This window comes from Planktothricoides sp. SR001 (assembly GCF_001276715.1).
Classification (GTDB): Bacteria; Cyanobacteriota; Cyanobacteriia; order Cyanobacteriales; family Laspinemataceae; genus Planktothricoides; species Planktothricoides raciborskii.
In genome coordinates, this window is sequence record NZ_LIUQ01000062.1 from 17,002 (window position 1) to 35,871 (window position 18,870).

Genomic DNA, 18,870 nt, shown 5'->3' on the forward strand with positions numbered 1-18,870 from the left:
CAAGCTTCGGGATCCGATATGCACGCGGAATCGCCCACTGAGTTCTTGTGGCTGAGTTGTATCGGATTTAATCGCTAATTACCCACCTAAAAATCGCCAGTATTAGCGGTAAATTAAACCAAAAATACCGCACCGCTAATAGACTGGCTAAATCAATGGATCAATTAATTATTTAATTAACTTACCGATAAATTTCATAACTTCAACCTTTTTTGAGATTGGGAAAAACTTCTGCCTTAAATTTTTCCTCGTCTTTATAAACTTTAAATACCCGATCCATACTCGTTAATTCAAACAACATTCTGATTTGATCGTTAATGGAGCAAATAAATAACTTACTGCCTTTAGTTCTCACCATTTTTAATGCCGAAACCAAAGCGCCTAACCCTGAACTATCAATAAATGTTACATCTTTCAAATCAATTAAAACCACTTCAGATTCCTTCTCCAATTGAGCGTTAATTTCTTTACGCAATTGATTTGCCTGAGTTCCGTCTAGAATTCCGCTGGGTCGAACGACTTCGTATTTAATGTCAGAAATCATACTTTTTAGTGAGTTTATGGGATAACGTCGGTCGGTTTCAGTCAGTCATTTTGACAACAGAGCCAAAAAATAAGTGAAAATTTATTGATTGACTAACTGATAAATTTTCTAGGATGAAAAATCAATCACGAGTATGGCACTTAGATTGATGCTGCTTGATGCGGCTTGAGCCGGGACTCTTATGGTTGTTAAATAGACTAACCGTACATCCTAATCGCACCCTTTCAAGTCTATTTTATTGTACAGAGGTTACGCTCAAGCTATTTTGGCGAAATCAACCCCCGTCTATCGCAGGTTTAGGAGATTTCCGGCAGATACCTCGTAGCCCCACAAATAATATTGTGGGAGGAAAAATGATATTTGCACAGTCAACCAGATTTACCCTAATTTGAAGCAACTGCCCGATCAACATTCACTCAGGGCGGCGGACAAATAATCCGCAGCACCCTCCACGAGGGCGATCGCATTTTCATAAACCATTCGCTTTGGCCCTAGCACCCCAACACTGCCCACGGGCACCAAACCCCGGCAGTAATTTGCCGAAATCAGCGTACAAGTTTGAATCGCCTCCATCGGATTTTCACTGCCAATTCGCACATAAACCCGCTTACTAGAAGTCACTGGGGATAAAGGTCTTTCAACCATCAACGGCCATAACTGGTCTTGTTCTTCAGCGAGTGCCTGCAAAAGCATCTGGACTTGATTCAACTCAGAAAATTCTGGTTGTCGCAATACTTCCGACACCCCACTAATTGTCATGCCAGTTTTTTCGGGGATTTGACTACGATTGCTTAACTCGACCAACAATTTACCAATCAATTGGGCATACTTTTCAAATTCCCGACCCAATTCACGCCAATCCAACTGATATAAATCAGTCAAAGACCGATCCCGGAGTTGGGCGTTCAAAAAATTGGAAACGATCCGCAATTCCTGATCCAGGATTTCTGACTGAACTTCTGATTCTGCTAAAGATGGCGGCAGATCCATCAACACCGAGTCCGTATGATAGGCATCTGTCACCAGCAGCACCATAATCTTTCCCGTTTCCACCTGGACTAATTGCAGATGCAGTAACCGGGCTTGATTGGTTTGAGGCATGGTAATCAGGGCAATATATCCACTCAAATTGGCCAAAATTTTGGCCGCACCGCGTACCACATCTTCAAAATTTGATGTTTTCACCTGAAGACGGTCTTTGAGAATACTTTCCGCCTGATTAGCCAACGCATCCGAGGGGGTAATCAGTTGGTCAACATAGATGCGGTAGCCAGAGTCAGAAGGCACCCGACCGGCAGAAGTATGGGGTTGATAGAGCAATCCAGCTTTTTCTAAAGTGCCCATTGCATTGCGAATCGTCGCTGGACTGACACTCAGGTTATATTCATTGACTAAAGCTTTGGAGCCGACGGGTTCGGCTGTGGCAATGTAATGTCGGACAGTTGCCCAAAGAACATATTGTTGCCTCTGTGTCAGATTCACTTGGATGGACATGGGCGGAGAATTTACATCAAATAAATTAAAGTTAAATATCAATGTTTGATCAATGTTTGATCAATGTTTGACTGGGAGTCGGCCCGAAATCTTATGATCCTTGCCTCTCCCGGTATCACAACCAACAGTTATAGAATATCTCCTGCTTTATGGGTCAGTCTGATATCGATGGGCTGGTCGGACAAGGGGAGATCGGCTCTCTTTAAATTCTAATTAAAAGTTGGTTCAGTGGCTGAAATGGCGGGTTAATCCAGAGAATTTATTTTTAAGATAGCAGATATTTCCATTGATCCGGTTAACCCAGAATAGCCAAGTGCGATCAGATCAAAATTTATGCCGGGTGACTAATTCCCGCAAAATTCAATTTTTTTGGCGGTCTGAGGGATAAGCATAAACTCAGATAAATTATTCTGGTCAGGAATGATTTATCTGAGTTTGGCAAACGATTTCAATATCTGTTATTTCATCATCTGTTTTTGAATGATCTAAAATATCTGGTAAATTTTGATTAATAGCGGGGGACTGACGGATCTACGATTTGGGAGAACGCATCAATGCCCCCAGAGATATTTTTGACATTGGTGAAACCTTGAGTGCTTAACCATTGGCACATATGGGCCGAACGGATCCCATGATGGCACAGCACGAGAGTTTCCGTATGCGGATCAAACTTCGTGGCAATTTGCGTTGACCATTGGTCATATTGACTTAAGGGCAGATTTGTAAACCCTTCAATGCAGGCGATCGCGACTTCTTCCGGTTCCCGCACGTCCAAAAGTTGCAGATCATCTGGACTAGCGTTTAAGCGTTCAGCCAACTGTTCCACCGTAATATTCGGGATCGGGTTGAGGGAAAACTGATCAGACATTCGACTAAACCACCAATTGATCGAGTGACAATGAGATTAATCCAAATTATGCCTATTATGCATCATTTTCTCTAAATTGGCTATGCCCAATGTTCTGGGTAAAAATTTATACCATTTACAGAAATTCATCCAACAGCCCCTAACATTCTTCGGGTGGGCAAAAAATTTTACCCACTCTACCATATATGATGGTTGAATCCATGCCAACCCTACAATATAAATACTTATTGTTGCATAAATTTTTGTAAATGGTATTACCTCTAAATTTTAGGTTTCTATCTAGGTATGAAAAAACCCGTTTTTTGGCAAAAACGGGTTGACAGTCATTTAAGGAGATATTTGCGTTTGATCGCTAATGTTGCTGAAATTGGCATTAATTGCTTAATCAAGCTACGGAAGCCACTGTTTTTGGGGCGACCGCCATTTTTTTCAACCAGCGATAATGGGATTCTAATGCGGAACCAAAACTATCATAAACTTGATAATTTACATTATATTCCTGAGCCACTTCTGCTAAAATTTTAGCAATTTTCGGATAATGAATGTGACAAATATGGGGAAATAAATGATGAACCGTTTGATAATTTAATCCCCCTAAATACCAATTTAAAAAATGATTATTTGGAGCAAAATCAGCGGTAGTCTTCACTTGCAGTACAGCCCACTCATCTTCCACACTATTGGATTTTGGATCTGGTTGAATAAACTCTAGTCCATCCATGACATGAGCCAACATAAAGATCACACAAATCACAAACCCATAAGTCATGTAAGTCAGAGTAAAGCCTAAAATTGCTTCCCAGGGACTATAGCCAACAGCGATCGGAATACCAATTAACCAGCCTAACCAAATCACTTTAAACCCTAATAAAGTAATCAGTTCAATGGCGGTGGGTGTAGGAATTATATGATCGTGATATTTGCGTTTGATTAAAATCAAATAAACATCGGCAACCGACCAATAAAATGGGATTAATGGGTAAACAAACCAGATAAAAATATGCTGATATTTGTGATACCAGTGATATTCCATTTCGGGAGAGAGTCGCACCAGTTCATCCGCATGAATTTCTACATCGTGTCCCAACATATTGGTATAAATATGATGGAGAGAATTATGGCGAAATCTCCATAGATAACTGGATAGCCCGATAAAATCGTAACTGAGGGCAATCAAACGATTCACGAACTTGCTATTAGAATATCCGCCATGATTGGCATCATGTCCGACACTAAAGCCCACTCCCGCAACCCCTAAACCTAAGATGACACATCCTAGCAATTTCATCCAGATCACTGGAGGGCCAAATACCGTAAATGCCCAAGCAGAAATGACCCAAGAAAAAATAATTGCTGTTTTGAAATACATCGCGAGATTATCTCGCGGGGAAATGTTTTCTGCTTTCAGGTAAGCTTCAACTCGTCGATTGAGCTCTTTTCTGAAGCCAATACTTCTGCCAAAAGTGACTTTTGGTTGTGTAATCGTCATTGAAATCGATCTTTATCTTTGATAAGGTTGTTTTTCATCCTAGCATCATTTTTCCCGGAAATCTATGAGTTGATTATTTTCTGACATTTTTTTCTTTAGGAGTTGGTAGGAGTTGGTTTTAAGATTTTTTCAAGATTATTGAATGGTTGATTTCAAATGAGAAAAATAGTCAATTGACCAAAACGGATAAAATAACTTGACCTCGGTACAAAAGCCGTTAAACCAGAATAGCCGGTGAGAGCGAGGTCAAGAAATCAATGCCCATAAACCCTAAAATCCCCTTTGATCTAAGGATGCCGGTGATCATTTCCAGGGCAAATTACATCGAGAATGATTGCACCACCGATCATAAGTATTGGCTGAAAGTGTCTGCTAACTTGTCGGCAATTCCCGCAATCCAATTTTCATCTTGCTGGGTGTAACTGCGAGGCACATTGGCGCCTAAAATAATCGCACCGCGATCGCCGATGGGCTGGCAAATCACCCCCTGAGTATTTTCTGGCAAATAGTCAAACTCAATGCGACCGGGATACAACTTGAGATCTACTAAATAAACCGGCGTTTGTTTTGCTAAAACCCTTTGTAAAATGGCTCCGGGTTTCACCTCGGAGTTGGTTCCTAGGATCCCCCGCCGTAATAAGATCGTGCCTCGATCGCAAACCACCAGCGATCGCGTCACCGTATTGGTTAACAATAAATGTGACGCCCAAGCTAACTCTTTGCGAACCACTTCGGGCAAATCATCTGCCAATTCAAAGCCCTCAACGCCGATTAATTCTACCGCTTCAGGCGATCGCGGCTGAATTCTCTGCCACAATAAGCCAATTAAAATTAACAAAGCACTTAAAATCACACCCAGGACATCAGAACGAGCTTGGGTTTCTGTCAATTCTGGGGTCAAAAAGCGGTTCAGCAGCAATAGGATCCCTGCGAGTATCCCGACCGCAATGGGCAACCGCTGCAAAACCCCCGGAGATTTTTCTGCCATGATTGATGCGTCTTTTTTCTGACTAATTTGCCACGAAGTGTTGCTAAGTCCGTTTCTCTTACCCACGTTCCTAACCGAGTTTAAATCTCATCCGCCTCTAAAATGCGTTGGAACAAATAGCCCGTCCCCCTAGCGGTCAAAATCAACTCTGGATTACTCGGATCATCTTCTAACTTGGCTCTAAGACGGGAAATATGCACATCCACCACGCGAGTATCCACATGACGTTCGGGAGTATATCCCCAAACTTCCTGCAAAATTTCTGAACGAGAAAACGGTTCTCCCGATCGGCTGACCAATAATTCTAGTAAACTAAACTCCATGCCAGTCAGCCGAATCCGCTCATCACCTTTATAAACTTGTCGCTTATTGGTATCAATTTTCAGACTGCCTACATGAATGACGCCAGAGCTAGGAATCCCCGAGGCGCCTACTTTATCCACCCGACGTAATACCGAGCGGATCCGCGCTTCTAATTCCTTGGGAGAAAAGGGTTTAACCACATAATCATCCGCACCCAGTTCCAAACCAGTGATCCGATCTGCTACGTCCCCCAAGGCTGTTAGCATGATGATGGGTACGTCTGATTCTTTCCGCAATTCCTGACAAACGCCGTAACCATCCAGTTTCGGCATCATCACATCCAGAACGACCAAATCTGGAATCGTATTGCGAAAAGTTTCCAAGGCTTCCTCGCCGTCCGCGGCGGTGACAACGTCATAGCCAATCATCGAAAGCCGAGTTTCCAAAATTCGACGGATACTGGCTTCATCATCCACGACCAGTATTTTCTCCTTATGGTTTTCCAAGCTACCCAATGCTCCTTAAGTCTAATTACAAATCGTTAATTTTTACTACTTTACCATTTAGTAGATCCGATCTTCGGGGAAGGTGATTCGGGCTAAAACTCCCACCCTTTATAGAGTTGAGTATATTTTAAGATTCATTTCAAGTTTTATTTAATTTTTAACATTTTTTAGCATGGCTAAATCTCGCACTCAGTATATTTGCAATGAATGTGGCGCCGAGTTTCCCCAATGGTGGGGTAAATGTAGCAACTGTAACAGCGTCGGTTCTTTAGTCGAACAGGTGGTCGCGGATCTGCCAGAAAATTCCCATCGTCCTAGCTTGAACTGGAACAACAGCAATTGGATGAAAGGGAATGGCAAAAGTCCAGATAAATCCGATGGTCATCCGAGAGCCTCGTTTAAGTTATCCCAAATTGCCGATGCAGCGGTATCCCGTCATGGTAGTGGTTTTGGTGAATTAGATCGGGTACTCGGTGGGGGCATAGTTCCCGGTTCTTTGGTGCTGATTGGTGGCGAACCGGGGATTGGCAAATCTACTTTATTAATGCAGGTTGCCAACAGTATATCGTTGCACAAACGAGTGCTCTATGTGAGTGGGGAAGAATCTGGGGTGCAAGTGAAACTCCGCGCCCAACGGTTGCAAGTCCAAGCGGCATTAAAAGATTCGGAAACCGATTCAGAAAATCATTCAATGGGGGAAGCGGAGAATCCCAGAAATCCTCATCAGTACAAAGTGCTGCTACCAACCCAGGGAGAAACCCCGGTCAGTGCCGAAGGGTCTAGAAGCGATCGCGCTGACGACTCCTCCGAGTTACCGGAAACATTACCGGAAACATTACCGGAAACACAATTTTATTTATTGCCGGAAACCGACCTGGAAGAAATTTTACGGGAATTAGAGTCTCTGAAACCCTATTTAGCGATTATTGATAGTATTCAAACCATCTATTTTCCCTCGTTGACCTCGGCACCGGGATCCGTCGCCCAGGTGCGCGAATGTACCTCTGCTTTGTTACAGGTGGCCAAACGGGAAAATATTACCTTATTTATTGTGGGTCACGTCACCAAGGAAGGGGGAATTGCAGGGCCGAGGGTGTTGGAACACTTGGTGGATACGGTGTTATTTTTTGAGGGCGATCGCTTTGCCAGTCACCGGCTGCTGCGTTCGATGAAAAATCGCTTTGGGGCAACCCATGAAATTGGCGTCTTTGAAATGGTGGCGCATGGGTTACAGGAAATTACCAATCCTTCTGAATTGTTTTTGAGTAGTCGGGAAGAAGCCGTCACCGGCAGCGCGATCGTGGTTGCCCTGGAAGGAACTCGTCCCATTGTGGTGGAATTACAAGCCTTAGTCAGTCCCAGTAGCTATGGTTCTCCTCGTCGGTCAACCACCGGGTTGGAAGGAAATCGACTGTTGCAAATTTTGGCCGTATTAGAAAAACGGGTGGGGGTTCCGTTATCTAAATTAGATACTTATGTGGCATCAGTCGGGGGACTTCAGGTGTCCGAACCAGCGGCGGATTTGGGAGTGGCGATCGCCATTGTCTCCAGTTTTCGCGATCGGGTAGTGGATCCCCATACCGTCTTAATTGGCGAAGTGGGGTTAGGGGGTCAAGTTAGACCTGTTTCTCAGTTAGAATTGCGGTTACGAGAAGCCGCCAAACTCGGATTTAAACGGGCGATCGTCCCCAAAGGTCAAGTCCCCCCAGACCTCGACATCGAAATTATTTCCGTCGGCAAGGTACTCGATGCGATTTTAGAAGCAATCCCCGGACCGGCCAATCCCCAATCTAATGATTTTTCCTCGGACACTGAAAATATGCTAGCCAGAATTGAAGGCGATCGGGATCCGGAAGATGACTTTAATAACTTTGATGATTTTGACTCTGAATCTCCAGTCTTTTAAATTCTCCACTCTGAACAATTCACTGGTTTAATGTGGTGACTCTTAGACTAGGATCAATTTAGGCATCCTTGGGTTAAGGAAAAATTGATTTTGTCACGAATCATCAAGTTGAAAATTGGTTACACCGAAGAACCGCAGCGGTCAGAGAAGAAATGCGTTTATGTCAAATAAAACAATCTTACGGGAAAAATTATCGCACTCCAGATAATAATTTAGTAAATGCCACCGCTGCCGAGATTTACCAGTATAGCCATCGCGATCCGCGATCGCAGTCAAGCATTACAAAATTTAAAACACCAAATTGAGTCAGCCATTTATGTAAATACGATTTTTCAATAATTTCGTGATCATTTTAAACAAGATTAGCTGCCTTATCTCAGCTAAATTTTTTCTTTAATTTTTATGAAAAAATCTATTATAATTATAACTATAATGCTGGAAATAATAGAAGCTTTTAACCAGGTTGAATATCCGAAAAAAAATTCCCAAAGCATCGGCATATGTCGGCCAATTTATTCATGTATTCGCCCATCCTCAAACTTGTTTAAGCTTAGTCCAGGTGATTGATTTTGACTGTCATATGCTCAAACAAAAAATGCGTCAGTCCATCAAGCAAGACTCAGGAGATGCTTTAGAACCAGAAGATGTTGAGAACCCTACGATTTTGCAACCACACATCAGTACCAATGCTAAGATCGATAAGGTTTTATCCATCTTAGAAAACCGTCGAAGAGTCGGACAAAGCAATCACTCTAAACCTGCTAATGTGCTAAATCAAACCACCACAGGCGATCGCCAAATCGAAACCCTGCCACCAACAACTGCTGCCCAACCAGCCACACCTCCGGTTAAAAACCTTGTCCCCAGCCCCACCAGCCCTTTGCCCCCCAAAACCACAGTGACCAACCCCACGGCGAAAGGATCCGGATTAACCGGCAAATGTATTCATACCCTTAAAATCTGGCACGTCGATACGGGAAAATTATTATCCACCTTGGTGGGTCATTCGAGTTTTGTTTACTCCGTTGCGTTTAGTCCTGAAGGTAAGACTCTCGCCAGTGGCAGTGCCGACAAATCCATTAAAATTTGGCAAGTGAGTAATGGTGAATTGCTGCGGACTTTAATTAGTTATGCCCCAGTGAATTCCGTCGCCTTCAGTCCCGATCGCCAATTTCTCGTGAGTGCGGGTGGGGATGAACGGATTAAACTCTGGCAATTAAACACCAGTCATTTAGGTCCCGACACCAGACCAGCCCCCACCCAAACCTTGACAGGTCAGACCGGAGAGATATTTTCCCTAGCCTTTAGTCCGCGATCGCCCATTTTGGCCAGTAGTAGCTATGACAAAACGATCAATCTGTGGAATTTTCAAACCGGCAATCTCCTGTCCACCCTCACAGGTCATTTACACTCCGTTCGTTCCTTAGCCTTTAGCGCCAATGGCATGACCTTAGTCAGTGCCAGCCATGATAAGACCATTAAATTATGGCAAATCATTCCGGAAACGAAAAAATCTTAAATTTTGGCTCAATTTTGGCTCAAACCTTTACCAGGAAGGACGGAAAGCCCATGTGCTATCCGAAGCCATTATTCCTCCTGTAAAAACTTGGTGTAAACATCACTCAATTCTTTAACCGCTAACTGATAAAACTTTTCCCCATGTTCGGGAGTAGCCAAACCTGGGTTAGATCCCATTCGACCATCGGGATAATGCCGACGAAAATCAGCCGCACTATAAATGGGATATCCAGAGGCAACCTCAGCCGACAGTGGGGCTTGTTTAATCGCCTCTGGATAAAGATATTGTGTCACCGCTACTTCACTCGGGGTAGCATGAGACCCTTCTTGATTGCCATATAATTCCTTGGCTAATTTATAAACCTCCGAACACATAAACCAATTACCGATTTGACATTGAACCCGATCGCCATTAGCCAAATTTAAATCTGCTAAATGGGCATAAGTTTGAGAAAAAGCCGCCTTCAGGGTGGCAATATTCCCCCCATGACCATTTATAAAGAAAAACTTAGTAAATCCGGCTTTAGCCAAGGTCGTTATATAATCTTGAATCAGGGAAATCATGGTGGTTGGACGCAGGCTAATCGTCCCAGGAAAGCCCGTGTGATGCAATGCCATCCCCACATTAATGGTTGGCCCAACTAACGCCTTCGTGGTTTCACCCACTCCACGGGCGATCGCTTCTGCACAAATGGCATCAGTGCCAATCAACCCCGTTGGCCCATGTTGTTCAGTGGAACCAATTGGCATTATGATCCCAGTGGACGTTTGTAGATATGCTTCAACTTCTGGCCAGGTACTTAAATGTAACAGCATGAACGCCTCTCGTTTTTCTCAGGATGCTCTTGGGGGATATTTTATTCAAAATATCTTCTCCACTGCCATCATCCCATTTTGTTAAGCCAAATTTAAGCCAAATTTAAGAAAAGTTTTCAGGGAAATTATGTCATAAGCTGACCTATGTAAAATATCATGGAAAAAAATATCCTGATTCACTGCGGAAAATTGTTTCATCTAATTAAAAGAAATTTTATGATTTGCTCCAGTTCATTCCCTCCAGATTAGCCGCCATGCTGACTATTTATTATGCCGGTAAAATCAGCGTCTAATTCTCTGGACAATTGCCCAAAAATTATCTCTCACAAAATCTGCTCCATCCCCAGCGAACGCCGTGTCCTCAAACCTTCACCGAACAATTGCTTTGTTATGTTATCAATCGAACCCAATTTTTCTCAACCCAAACTCGCTCAAGGCAATCATGTCCTTGTGGTCGAAGATGAAGACCTCATTCGAGAAATGATCGTCTTGGCATTAGAAGAAGAAGGATATCAAGTTACAGCTACCGCCGATGGACAAACTGCCCTGAACTATTTATCTCGTGCTGAAGCCGCCGAAGCTGAATCTAATTTTGATTTAATTCTGCTGGATATTATGCTGCCCAAAGTGAACGGATTAGATTTATGTCGTTTACTGCGGCATCAAGGCAACCCAATCCCCATTCTCATTCTCAGCGCCAAAGGCAGTGAAACCGACCGTGTATTAGGATTGGAAGTTGGGGCCGATGATTATGTCACCAAGCCCTTTAGTATGAGAGAGTTAATGGCTCGTTGTCGCTCATTATTACGACGACAAAGACTCAATGGCACTTCATCCACGCAATTTCTCCAATTTGGTCAAATTACTCTCTGTCCGCAACAATGTCGCGTCACCGTTCGCGGTGAAGAAGTCAATCTTTCTCCCAAAGAATTTAAGCTGCTGGAACTTTTTTTAAGTTACCCACGCCGAGTCTGGTCGCGAGATCAGTTGCTGGATCATGTATGGGGATATGATTTTGTCGGCGATAGTAAAACCGTAGACGTTCACATTCGCTGGTTACGGGAAAAATTAGAACAAGACCCCAGCCACCCAGAATATATTATTACCGTCAGAGGCTTTGGCTATCGACTAGGTTAAACGGATCAGTGGCATTAAGATTCGGCAAAACTCTATACTCCCTTTTTTCAGGGGGGCAGGGTGGATCAATATTTTTACGTTCAATTTCTTCTTTGTGACCATGCCCTTATTAGACTTTTTCCTCGGGTTGGCGCTAGGAATTACTATATGCCTTTGCCAGCGCTGGTGGCTCGACCGGCAGATCCACAGACTATTAAATATGTTACTTCCAGAGGCGATGTCCGTTGATTTACCGATGTTCTCTCGGTTACGACGGGCGATCGCCCTCAGTAAACAACACCAACAAGACCAAGCACAACAAATCAAAACCTGGCAAGAAATCGTCCAACTGGCTCCTGTAGGTTTCTTGCAAGTGGATGGAGAAAATCAGCTACTCTGGTGTAATCAGCAGGCGCAAAAGTTACTCCGCATTCATCCGAATTGGCGGCAAGGTCACACCCAGTTATTAATTGCCCTAGTTCGTTCCTATGAACTCGATCAATTAATCGAACAAACTCGCATCGCACAACAGCCACAAGTCCAAGAGTGGTTGTTTTATCCCTTTAGTCAGGATGCCGAAGAAATTGGCGATCGCCTTGGCGTCACCCTACGCGGCTATAGTTGTTTACTCCCTGATGGTGACATCGGTGTGTTCTTAGAAAATCGACAACCCCTGGTTAACCTGACTCAAAGTCGAAATCAGTGGGTCTCCGACCTCGCTCACGAACTCAGAACCCCTTTAACCTCGATCCAATTAGTCGTAGAAATGTTACAAGGACGCCTCGACTCTTCTTGGAATCAGCGTCTAGAACGGGTACTACATGAAATTAATCGCTTAATTCAATTAGTCAAAGATTGGTTAGAACTTAGCCTTATGGAAGTCGCCCCCAGCGAGCATCTTTCATGCAAACCCTTAAATCTCTCTGCTTTAATTCACTCGGTTTGGCAAACTCTTGAACCAATTGCCAATCAAAAACAACTCACCCTGAACTATTCAGGCCCAGATAATTTGCTTGTCGAAGCTGACGAAACTCGTCTTTATCGTGTTTTCCTGAATATATTCGATAACAGCATTCGCTACAGTCCCCGTGACAGTCAAATTTATGCCGTAGTCACCCCACTCATGCCGAAAACCAGTGACCTCGTTCAAAGATCCCCGGTTGCCTCCCCGGTTGCCTCCCCGGTTGCCTCCCCGGTTGCGTCTACCGTTCAAATCGATATCATAGATGCAGGGTCAGGATTTACTGAAGCGGATCTGTCTTCCGTATTCGATCGCTTCTATCGCGCTGACTCATCTCGCACCAAGCAGGCAATTTTAGGCAAGAATATTTCTAACAACGGAAACTCTTTGCCCATGAACACCGGCACTGGTTTAGGGTTGGCGATCGTCAAACAAATTGTCGAAGCTCACGGCGGCTCGATCTCCGCTCAAAATCACCCGGAAATTGGTGGGGCTTGGTTAAAAATTTGGCTGCCAAAGGTTTCACTCTCAGCCAAGTAAATCATTTTCATAAAACCTATCAAGGTTTCTGTGTTATCTAAAATTTATTTTATTGAAAATCTATTAAGAATGAATACGCTCATTTTTTATTGAAAATTACATGTTTTTATTTGAATGTCAATTAGCAATACTCAGTTAAAACGTCAACTTAAACGATTAGAGCAAGATACCTTACGCATGGGTGCTTTGGTGGAACAGTCTTTTCGTCTGAGTAATCAAGCCTTATTTCAGAGAGACCTCGCAGCGGTTGAAGCTATTCCTTATCTAGATAAACAAATCGATCAATTTTATCGTCAAATCGAGTCTGACTGTGTATTACTGATTACGTTGCAAGCCCCTGCATCCCAGGATTCTCGTTTAATTGGTGCCTTTATGCAGCTAATCAGAGACTTGGAAAGAATTGGCGATTATGCCAAAGATATTTCTGAAATTGCCGCTCAACTTTTTCCCTATCAAAATCATGCAATTTTAATCAAAATTTTGCCTCAGATAGAGTTAATGTTTAATCAGGCTCAAGCTATGCTGGCTACTAGCTTAACAGCCCTATCCGAATTAGATGCAGAAGTGGGTAAAAGAGTTAAAGAATTAGATTCTACCGTCGATGATTTATACGAGCAAATTTATCAAGATTTAGCCCGACAAAGAGATATTCAAGGTTCCGTTGAACCCTTTCTATTAATTGTGTTAGCGATTCGTCATCTCGAACGCATGGCTGACCATGCCACAAATATTGGGCAAAGAGTCGCTTATATTGTCATTGGTCATCGTCCTTAGTTAGGATTCAACCTTTGAATCTTTTCAAGTTGGCGAAATCAAATCAAGCAGAAATTAAACCTGAACATTCCACAGATTAATGAAATTAACGCACAGAATCGATATAGCTATAATAAAAAATTATCTTTAATTAAGATAAAAATTATCAAATCTTTACCTTGCCTTAAACTTTAACGGTGAACCTATATTGCGAAACTGTACAAAAATCCTATTCCCATGAGTCAACTGAGTCAACATTAGTGATGAACATTTGAATTCCTTGCCCCAGGATCTAATTACCTATAAAATCTTGGCATATCTATGTTAGATTTTTCAGTGTTTGTTCTGGGGGTGTCTGTCTGTGTCTAGAGAACAAGTCAGTGGTCAATTAGCAAAGACTTTGCACAAGAAGCTTTGTCACAGTCAGCCGACGGCTCATCAATGAAATTTAATCAATGAGCGTTACATGACTTTTTGACCGACTCTATAAGACTTCGGTGTTTATCCCCGTATATCGGTAAATCGGCGATCGCTCGCTCCTGTATCTCCCCTAAATCAGGCCAATTATTTTGCCTAAACTAGGGATACCTTTAGAGTAGCGCCAGGGATATTATCTCTCACATTTGTGAGTTAATGGCTAGGCATCCTATTTTGCTAATCAGTCTTCAGCCGAAGTGTTCTCACAAAACCTTTGAGATGACTTTAGATGACTGATTGACGCCATCTTCCCGCCGATTAATTCAGACTAGATCCATCCCATCCAGCAACAACCAACCTTTGATTAGAGCCTTATGCTCTGATTACATAACGAACGGTGTGAGGAAATCATCATGTTAAAACTATTTTGGTCAGGACTACGATCCAGTCCCGCAGCCCTGGGTGCTTTACTACTGTTGTCTAACTCAGCCTTGGCTCAAACGACACCAGAAGTCTCAAATATCGATACGACTGAATCCTCGTCAACTTCTCTGGTTGCCGATCCCGCCTCTGACATTCTGCAAAAAATTGAACAATATAATCCCATTGACTTATCTCAGGGAGGGGATGAACCCCTTGGGCAAGTTAATGCCGTCAATCAGTTGCGCGATGTTCGCCCCACTGACTGGGCTTTTCAAGCATTGCAAAACCTGGCGCAACGCCACCAATGTCTGTTGGCATACCCAGATAATACCTACCGGGGCAACCGGGCCATGACTCGTTACGAGTTTGCCGCTGGTTTGGATGCTTGCTTAGAGCAAATCCAACGACAGCTTGCCACCTTGGATACCGGCGTTTCCGCACGAGACATGGAAACCTTACGGCGCTTGCAAGAAGAATTTGCCGGAGAACTGACAATTCTCCGCCGCCAAGTTGATGCCCTAGAAGTCCGCACTGCTGAACTCGAAGCCAATCAGTTTTCCACCACTACTAAACTCAATGGAGAAGTGATTTTTGCTCTTGCTGATGCTTTTGGCGATCAAGAGCCCGCTTCCAATATTGCCGGTGGTGAAAATGTCCAAACCTCTTTTGGTTATCGGGTGCGGATGAATTTCGACACCAGCTTTACCGGCAAAGACCGTTTGCGAACTCGTTTACAAGCCGTAGATGTTGCTCGCTTAGATCGCCCAACCGGGACATCCATGTCTCGTCTAGCTTTTGACGGAGATGGTGGTTCAGCGATTACTTTGGATCGTTTAGATTATCGATTCCCCCTGAGCGATACTGTGCGAGTGAATCTTGGTGCTGCTGGCTTCGTGGCAGACCGATTTGTTCCGCTTCTCAACCCTCTGTTTGATAGTAGTGAGAATGGCGCGATCTCTCGCTTTGGACGTTATAACCCTGCGGTTTATCGAACCGCAGGAGATACTGCGGGGATTGGATTTGAAATTACCCCCAGTAAACAATTCCGCGTAGACTTGGGTTATTTTTCTAGCAATAGCGGCAGTCCCATCCCCAAAAATGGCTTGTTCAATGGCGCCCATAGTGCATTGGGTCAGATCACTGTATCTCCCACAGAAAATATCGATTTAGCTTTTACCTATGTCAACTCCTACGCCCCAGGTGATGACGTAAATGTCACTGGCACCACCGGCAGTCGCAATGCTTTTCGGCCTTTTGGCAGCGTTGCCACGTCTGGCAACCATTTTGGCTTGCAAACCAGTATTAACTTTAACCAAGTGACCCTTTCTGCCTGGGGTGGTTATGTCTCTGCTGAGGCTAAAGATGGTCCTAATGAAGGAAATAAAGCGGATATCTGGAACTGGTTGGTCTTGCTAGGGGTAGAAGATTTAGGCGTTGAAGGAGATCAGCTAGGTTTTATCTTTGGGATGCCCCCGAAATTGACTGATATCGATAATGGAACCAGCGATCCCAGCACTTCTTTGCACTTTGAAACCTTATATCGCTATCCCTTGAGTAACAACATTAATATCACCCCTGGCTTTATGGTGATTACCAATCCCAATCACGACGACAACAACGACACCGTTTGGGTCGGCACAGTCCGAACTACCTTCAAATTCTAGGTCAATTGAAGAAATTTAGCGGCGAACATCCATCGCCGCTAAATTCCAATCTTGATCGGGTTTTGATTATTCAATTTCCTATTAAGGCACCCCCGCAATAATTAGTTATTTAACAGGATTCTTATGTTATTTCAATCTCGTCCGCTCCGTCAGGCTCTACTGGTTCCCTTGATGGCACTATCTCTAACGGTTTCTGCTTGTCAGCAACGTGAAAATACCAACACTTCCACCACGCCCCCTGAAGCAAACACGCCAAACACTACTCAGACTAATAATCAGACAACCCTTTCTCTCCGTGGAGCCGGTGCTAGTTTTCCCGCTCCCCTATATCAGCGTTGGTTTAAGGACTACAATACAGCCAATCCTAATATCGAAATCAGTTATCAATCCGTGGGCAGTGGCGCTGGAGTCAAGCAATTTATGGCTGGTACGGTGGACTTTGGTGCCAGTGATGGTGCCATGAAGCCTGAAGAAATTGCCCAGGTGAGCAAAGGAGTGGTATTGCTGCCCATGACTGCTGGCAGTATTGTTTTTGCTTACAATTTACCCGGTTTAGATGGTCTCAAACTTTCTCGGCAAACTTATGTTGATATTTTGTTAGGGAAAATTACTCAGTGGAATGACCCAGCAATTGCGGCGGATAATCCCGGTCTTTCTTTGCCGGATCAGGCAATTCAAGTGGTTTACCGATCAGATGGTAGTGGCACCACAGAGGTTTTTACTAAGCATTTGAGCGCGATTAGCGAGGAATGGAAAGCCGGTCCCGGAGAAGCCAAAACTGTAGAATGGCCCGTTGGAGTTGGCGCGAAAGGTAATGAAGGCGTCACTGCTCAAATCCAGCAAACCCAAGGGGCGATCGGCTATGTTGAATTTAGCTACGCTAAATTACAAAATTTACAAATGGCCACTCTAGAAAATAAGGCCGGTAATTTTGTCGTTCCTAGCTTTGAGTCAGCATCGAAAACTTTAGAAGCGGTGACTTTACCAGAAAATTTAGTTGCTTTTATTTCCGATCCCGATGGCTCTGATTCATATCCGATTGTTACTTATACTTGGCTATTAGCTTACCAAGAATATGACAATCCTGAGAAAGCTAAAGCTTTGAGAGAAGTGTTGAAATGGTCACTCACTGAAGGTCAAAAGGTTAGTAAAGACCTGGGCTATATTCCCCTTCCAGCAAATGTTGTATCTAAAGTGCAAGCATCTGTAGATACTATCAAACCATAGAAATATTTTGTTGGACTAGCCTGAGATTGATAGCTAGTTATTGTTTATTCCTTGACCGTCAATATTTCCATAAAATGCCACTGGGAAAGATCCTATTTCACCAGGGCATTTTTTTGTTAGATAACTTGAGATAACTTTTGAGTAGATGTCATCCACCCCAGTTTTTGCCGCTGTTATCCTTTGAACTTCATGCTCAAGTCCAGCCACGATGAACGGGTAATTGGTGCGCTGGTAGAGATGTAGTCTACCCCAGTTTCGGCAACGGTGCGGATATTTTCTAAAGTTATGTTACCAGAGGCTTCTATCTTGATTCGTGGGTTGCGATCGCGAATCTTTTTTACTGCTTGGCGCATCCGATCTGGTGACATATTATCCAGCATGATAATATCCGCTCCATGTTTTAAGGCTTCTTCTACTTGATCGAGAGTTTCTGTTTCTACTTCTATGGTCAACGGATAGGGGATTTGATCTCGGATATTGGCGATCGCCTCCCCAATTCCCCCAGCCGCCGCAATATGATTATCTTTAATCATCACTGCATCATCGAGTCCCAGGCGATGGTTTCTAGCGCCTCCTACTTGCGTCGCATACTTTTCTAACAGTCTCAGTCCCGGAGTTGTTTTGCGGGTATCCACCAGTTGAACGGGTAGATCCGCAATTTTGTTGACATATTGCCTGGTCAGAGTGGCAATCCCACTTAATCGCATCGTCACGTTTAGGGCAACTCTCTCCCCTAAAAGCAGATTATCCGAGGATCCAGAAAGACGCGCAATCACTTGTCCTGGTTGGCAGCATTCCCCTTCTTCGATCAATGCTTCCCACTGAATATTTGGATCCAATAAATAAAATATCCGACTGGCGATCGGCAATCCGCCAATAACTCCCGGTGCTTTGGCCAGCCATTGAGCTTCTTGACTAAGTGCTTTGCCTTTCTGGAAGACCCCAGAGGTGCGATCTCCTCTACCAATATCCTCTCGTAACCAATCTTGCAATATAGGATCCAACACGACCCAAGGAGCCAATACAGCCATAAATTTTCCGTCCTAAACTCTCTTATATATAGTCGCTTCGATTGGTATTAAATGAGTCAGGAAAATTTAAAAGCACCAAACCCTTGCCAGACAATGGTTTTGGGGGATAAAAAAATTTTTTTCAAAAAAAGTTGGTCAAAGGGGTTGACAAACCGATTTAGGTTTGTTAGATTAGTAAAGTGCCTGACGGACAAAACAACCCACGGCACCCCGCACCTCGATAACTCAATAGTTTGAAAGCCTATCACATTTTGTTGGATCTCGTCAAGTTAATCCTTTTTTTCACGAGTTCCCCTCAAAAATTTT

At 43.6% G+C, this 18,870-nt stretch carries 16 protein-coding genes; 8 read left to right on the forward strand and 8 right to left on the reverse strand.

What is annotated here, in order from left to right; genetic code table 11:
- Positions 1-202: 202 nt before the first annotated feature.
- The 6 genes from AM228_RS24740 to rpaB form a co-directional block, all read right to left on the reverse strand.
- Positions 203-544, reverse strand: a complete 342-nt coding sequence (locus AM228_RS24740; RefSeq protein ID WP_054469603.1) for an STAS domain-containing protein — start codon at positions 542-544, stop codon at positions 203-205.
- A 405-nt stretch (positions 545-949) separates the two neighbouring features.
- Entirely contained in the window at positions 950-2,032 is a 1,083-nt protein-coding gene (gene hrcA, locus AM228_RS24745) for a heat-inducible transcriptional repressor HrcA (RefSeq protein WP_054469617.1), read from the reverse strand.
- Positions 2,033-2,546: 514 nt separating this feature from the next.
- On the reverse strand, positions 2,547-2,906 hold the full coding sequence (locus tag AM228_RS24750; RefSeq protein WP_054469604.1) for a rhodanese-like domain-containing protein: 360 nt from the start codon (positions 2,904-2,906) through the stop codon (positions 2,547-2,549).
- Positions 2,907-3,291: 385 nt separating this feature from the next.
- A complete protein-coding gene (locus AM228_RS24755; protein ID WP_054469605.1) occupies positions 3,292-4,395 on the reverse strand; it encodes an acyl-CoA desaturase in 1,104 nt (367 codons plus the stop codon).
- A 346-nt stretch (positions 4,396-4,741) separates the two neighbouring features.
- Positions 4,742-5,383 carry a cofactor assembly of complex C subunit B gene (locus AM228_RS24760; protein ID WP_054469606.1) on the reverse strand — a complete coding sequence of 214 codons (642 nt, stop codon included), beginning with the start codon at positions 5,381-5,383 and terminating at the stop codon, positions 4,742-4,744.
- An 80-nt stretch (positions 5,384-5,463) separates the two neighbouring features.
- The gene (gene rpaB, locus AM228_RS24765) at positions 5,464-6,192 is read right to left on the reverse strand and encodes a response regulator transcription factor RpaB (RefSeq protein ID WP_054469607.1); all 729 of its coding nucleotides are present in this window, start codon (positions 6,190-6,192) and stop codon (positions 5,464-5,466) included.
- Between the two features lie 172 nt (positions 6,193-6,364).
- On the opposite strand from rpaB, the gene radA reads away from it, so the two are divergent.
- From radA to AM228_RS24775, 3 genes are all read left to right on the forward strand, one after another.
- Positions 6,365-8,098 (forward strand): DNA repair protein RadA, encoded by a 1,734-nt coding sequence (gene radA, locus AM228_RS24770; RefSeq protein ID WP_054469608.1) that lies wholly within the window; start codon positions 6,365-6,367, stop codon positions 8,096-8,098.
- A 152-nt stretch (positions 8,099-8,250) separates the two neighbouring features.
- A complete protein-coding gene (locus tag AM228_RS33495; RefSeq protein WP_156332037.1) occupies positions 8,251-8,403 on the forward strand; it encodes a hypothetical protein in 153 nt (50 codons plus the stop codon).
- Between the two features lie 158 nt (positions 8,404-8,561).
- Positions 8,562-9,617, forward strand: coding sequence for a WD40 repeat domain-containing protein (locus AM228_RS24775; protein WP_054469609.1), 1,056 nt, complete (start codon positions 8,562-8,564; stop codon positions 9,615-9,617).
- A gap of 68 nt (positions 9,618-9,685) precedes the next feature.
- On the opposite strand, the gene AM228_RS24780 is transcribed toward AM228_RS24775, so the two are convergent.
- Complete coding sequence (locus AM228_RS24780) at positions 9,686-10,432, reverse strand: creatininase family protein (RefSeq protein WP_054469610.1); 747 nt, start codon at positions 10,430-10,432, stop codon at positions 9,686-9,688.
- Positions 10,433-10,822: 390 nt separating this feature from the next.
- On the opposite strand from AM228_RS24780, the gene AM228_RS24785 reads away from it, so the two are divergent.
- The 5 genes from AM228_RS24785 to pstS all read left to right on the forward strand — a co-directional run bounded on the left by AM228_RS24785 (position 10,823) and on the right by pstS (position 17,533).
- Complete coding sequence (locus AM228_RS24785; protein WP_054469611.1) at positions 10,823-11,569, forward strand: winged helix-turn-helix domain-containing protein; 747 nt, start codon at positions 10,823-10,825, stop codon at positions 11,567-11,569.
- A 199-nt stretch (positions 11,570-11,768) separates the two neighbouring features.
- Positions 11,769-13,049 carry a cell wall metabolism sensor histidine kinase WalK gene (locus AM228_RS36600; RefSeq protein WP_277926305.1) on the forward strand — a complete coding sequence of 427 codons (1,281 nt, stop codon included), beginning with the start codon at positions 11,769-11,771 and terminating at the stop codon, positions 13,047-13,049.
- A gap of 114 nt (positions 13,050-13,163) precedes the next feature.
- The gene (phoU, locus tag AM228_RS24795) at positions 13,164-13,823 is read left to right on the forward strand and encodes a phosphate signaling complex protein PhoU (protein ID WP_054469613.1); all 660 of its coding nucleotides are present in this window, start codon (positions 13,164-13,166) and stop codon (positions 13,821-13,823) included.
- 809 nt (positions 13,824-14,632) lie between these two features.
- The gene (locus AM228_RS24800) at positions 14,633-16,306 is read left to right on the forward strand and encodes an iron uptake porin (RefSeq protein WP_054469614.1); all 1,674 of its coding nucleotides are present in this window, start codon (positions 14,633-14,635) and stop codon (positions 16,304-16,306) included.
- 123 nt (positions 16,307-16,429) lie between these two features.
- Positions 16,430-17,533 (forward strand): phosphate ABC transporter substrate-binding protein PstS, encoded by a 1,104-nt coding sequence (pstS, locus tag AM228_RS24805; RefSeq protein ID WP_054469615.1) that lies wholly within the window; start codon positions 16,430-16,432, stop codon positions 17,531-17,533.
- Positions 17,534-17,706: 173 nt separating this feature from the next.
- Here pstS and nadC read toward each other — a convergent pair whose 3' ends face one another.
- On the reverse strand, positions 17,707-18,564 hold the full coding sequence (nadC, locus tag AM228_RS24810; protein WP_054469616.1) for a carboxylating nicotinate-nucleotide diphosphorylase: 858 nt from the start codon (positions 18,562-18,564) through the stop codon (positions 17,707-17,709).
- Positions 18,565-18,870 lie beyond the last annotated feature (306 nt).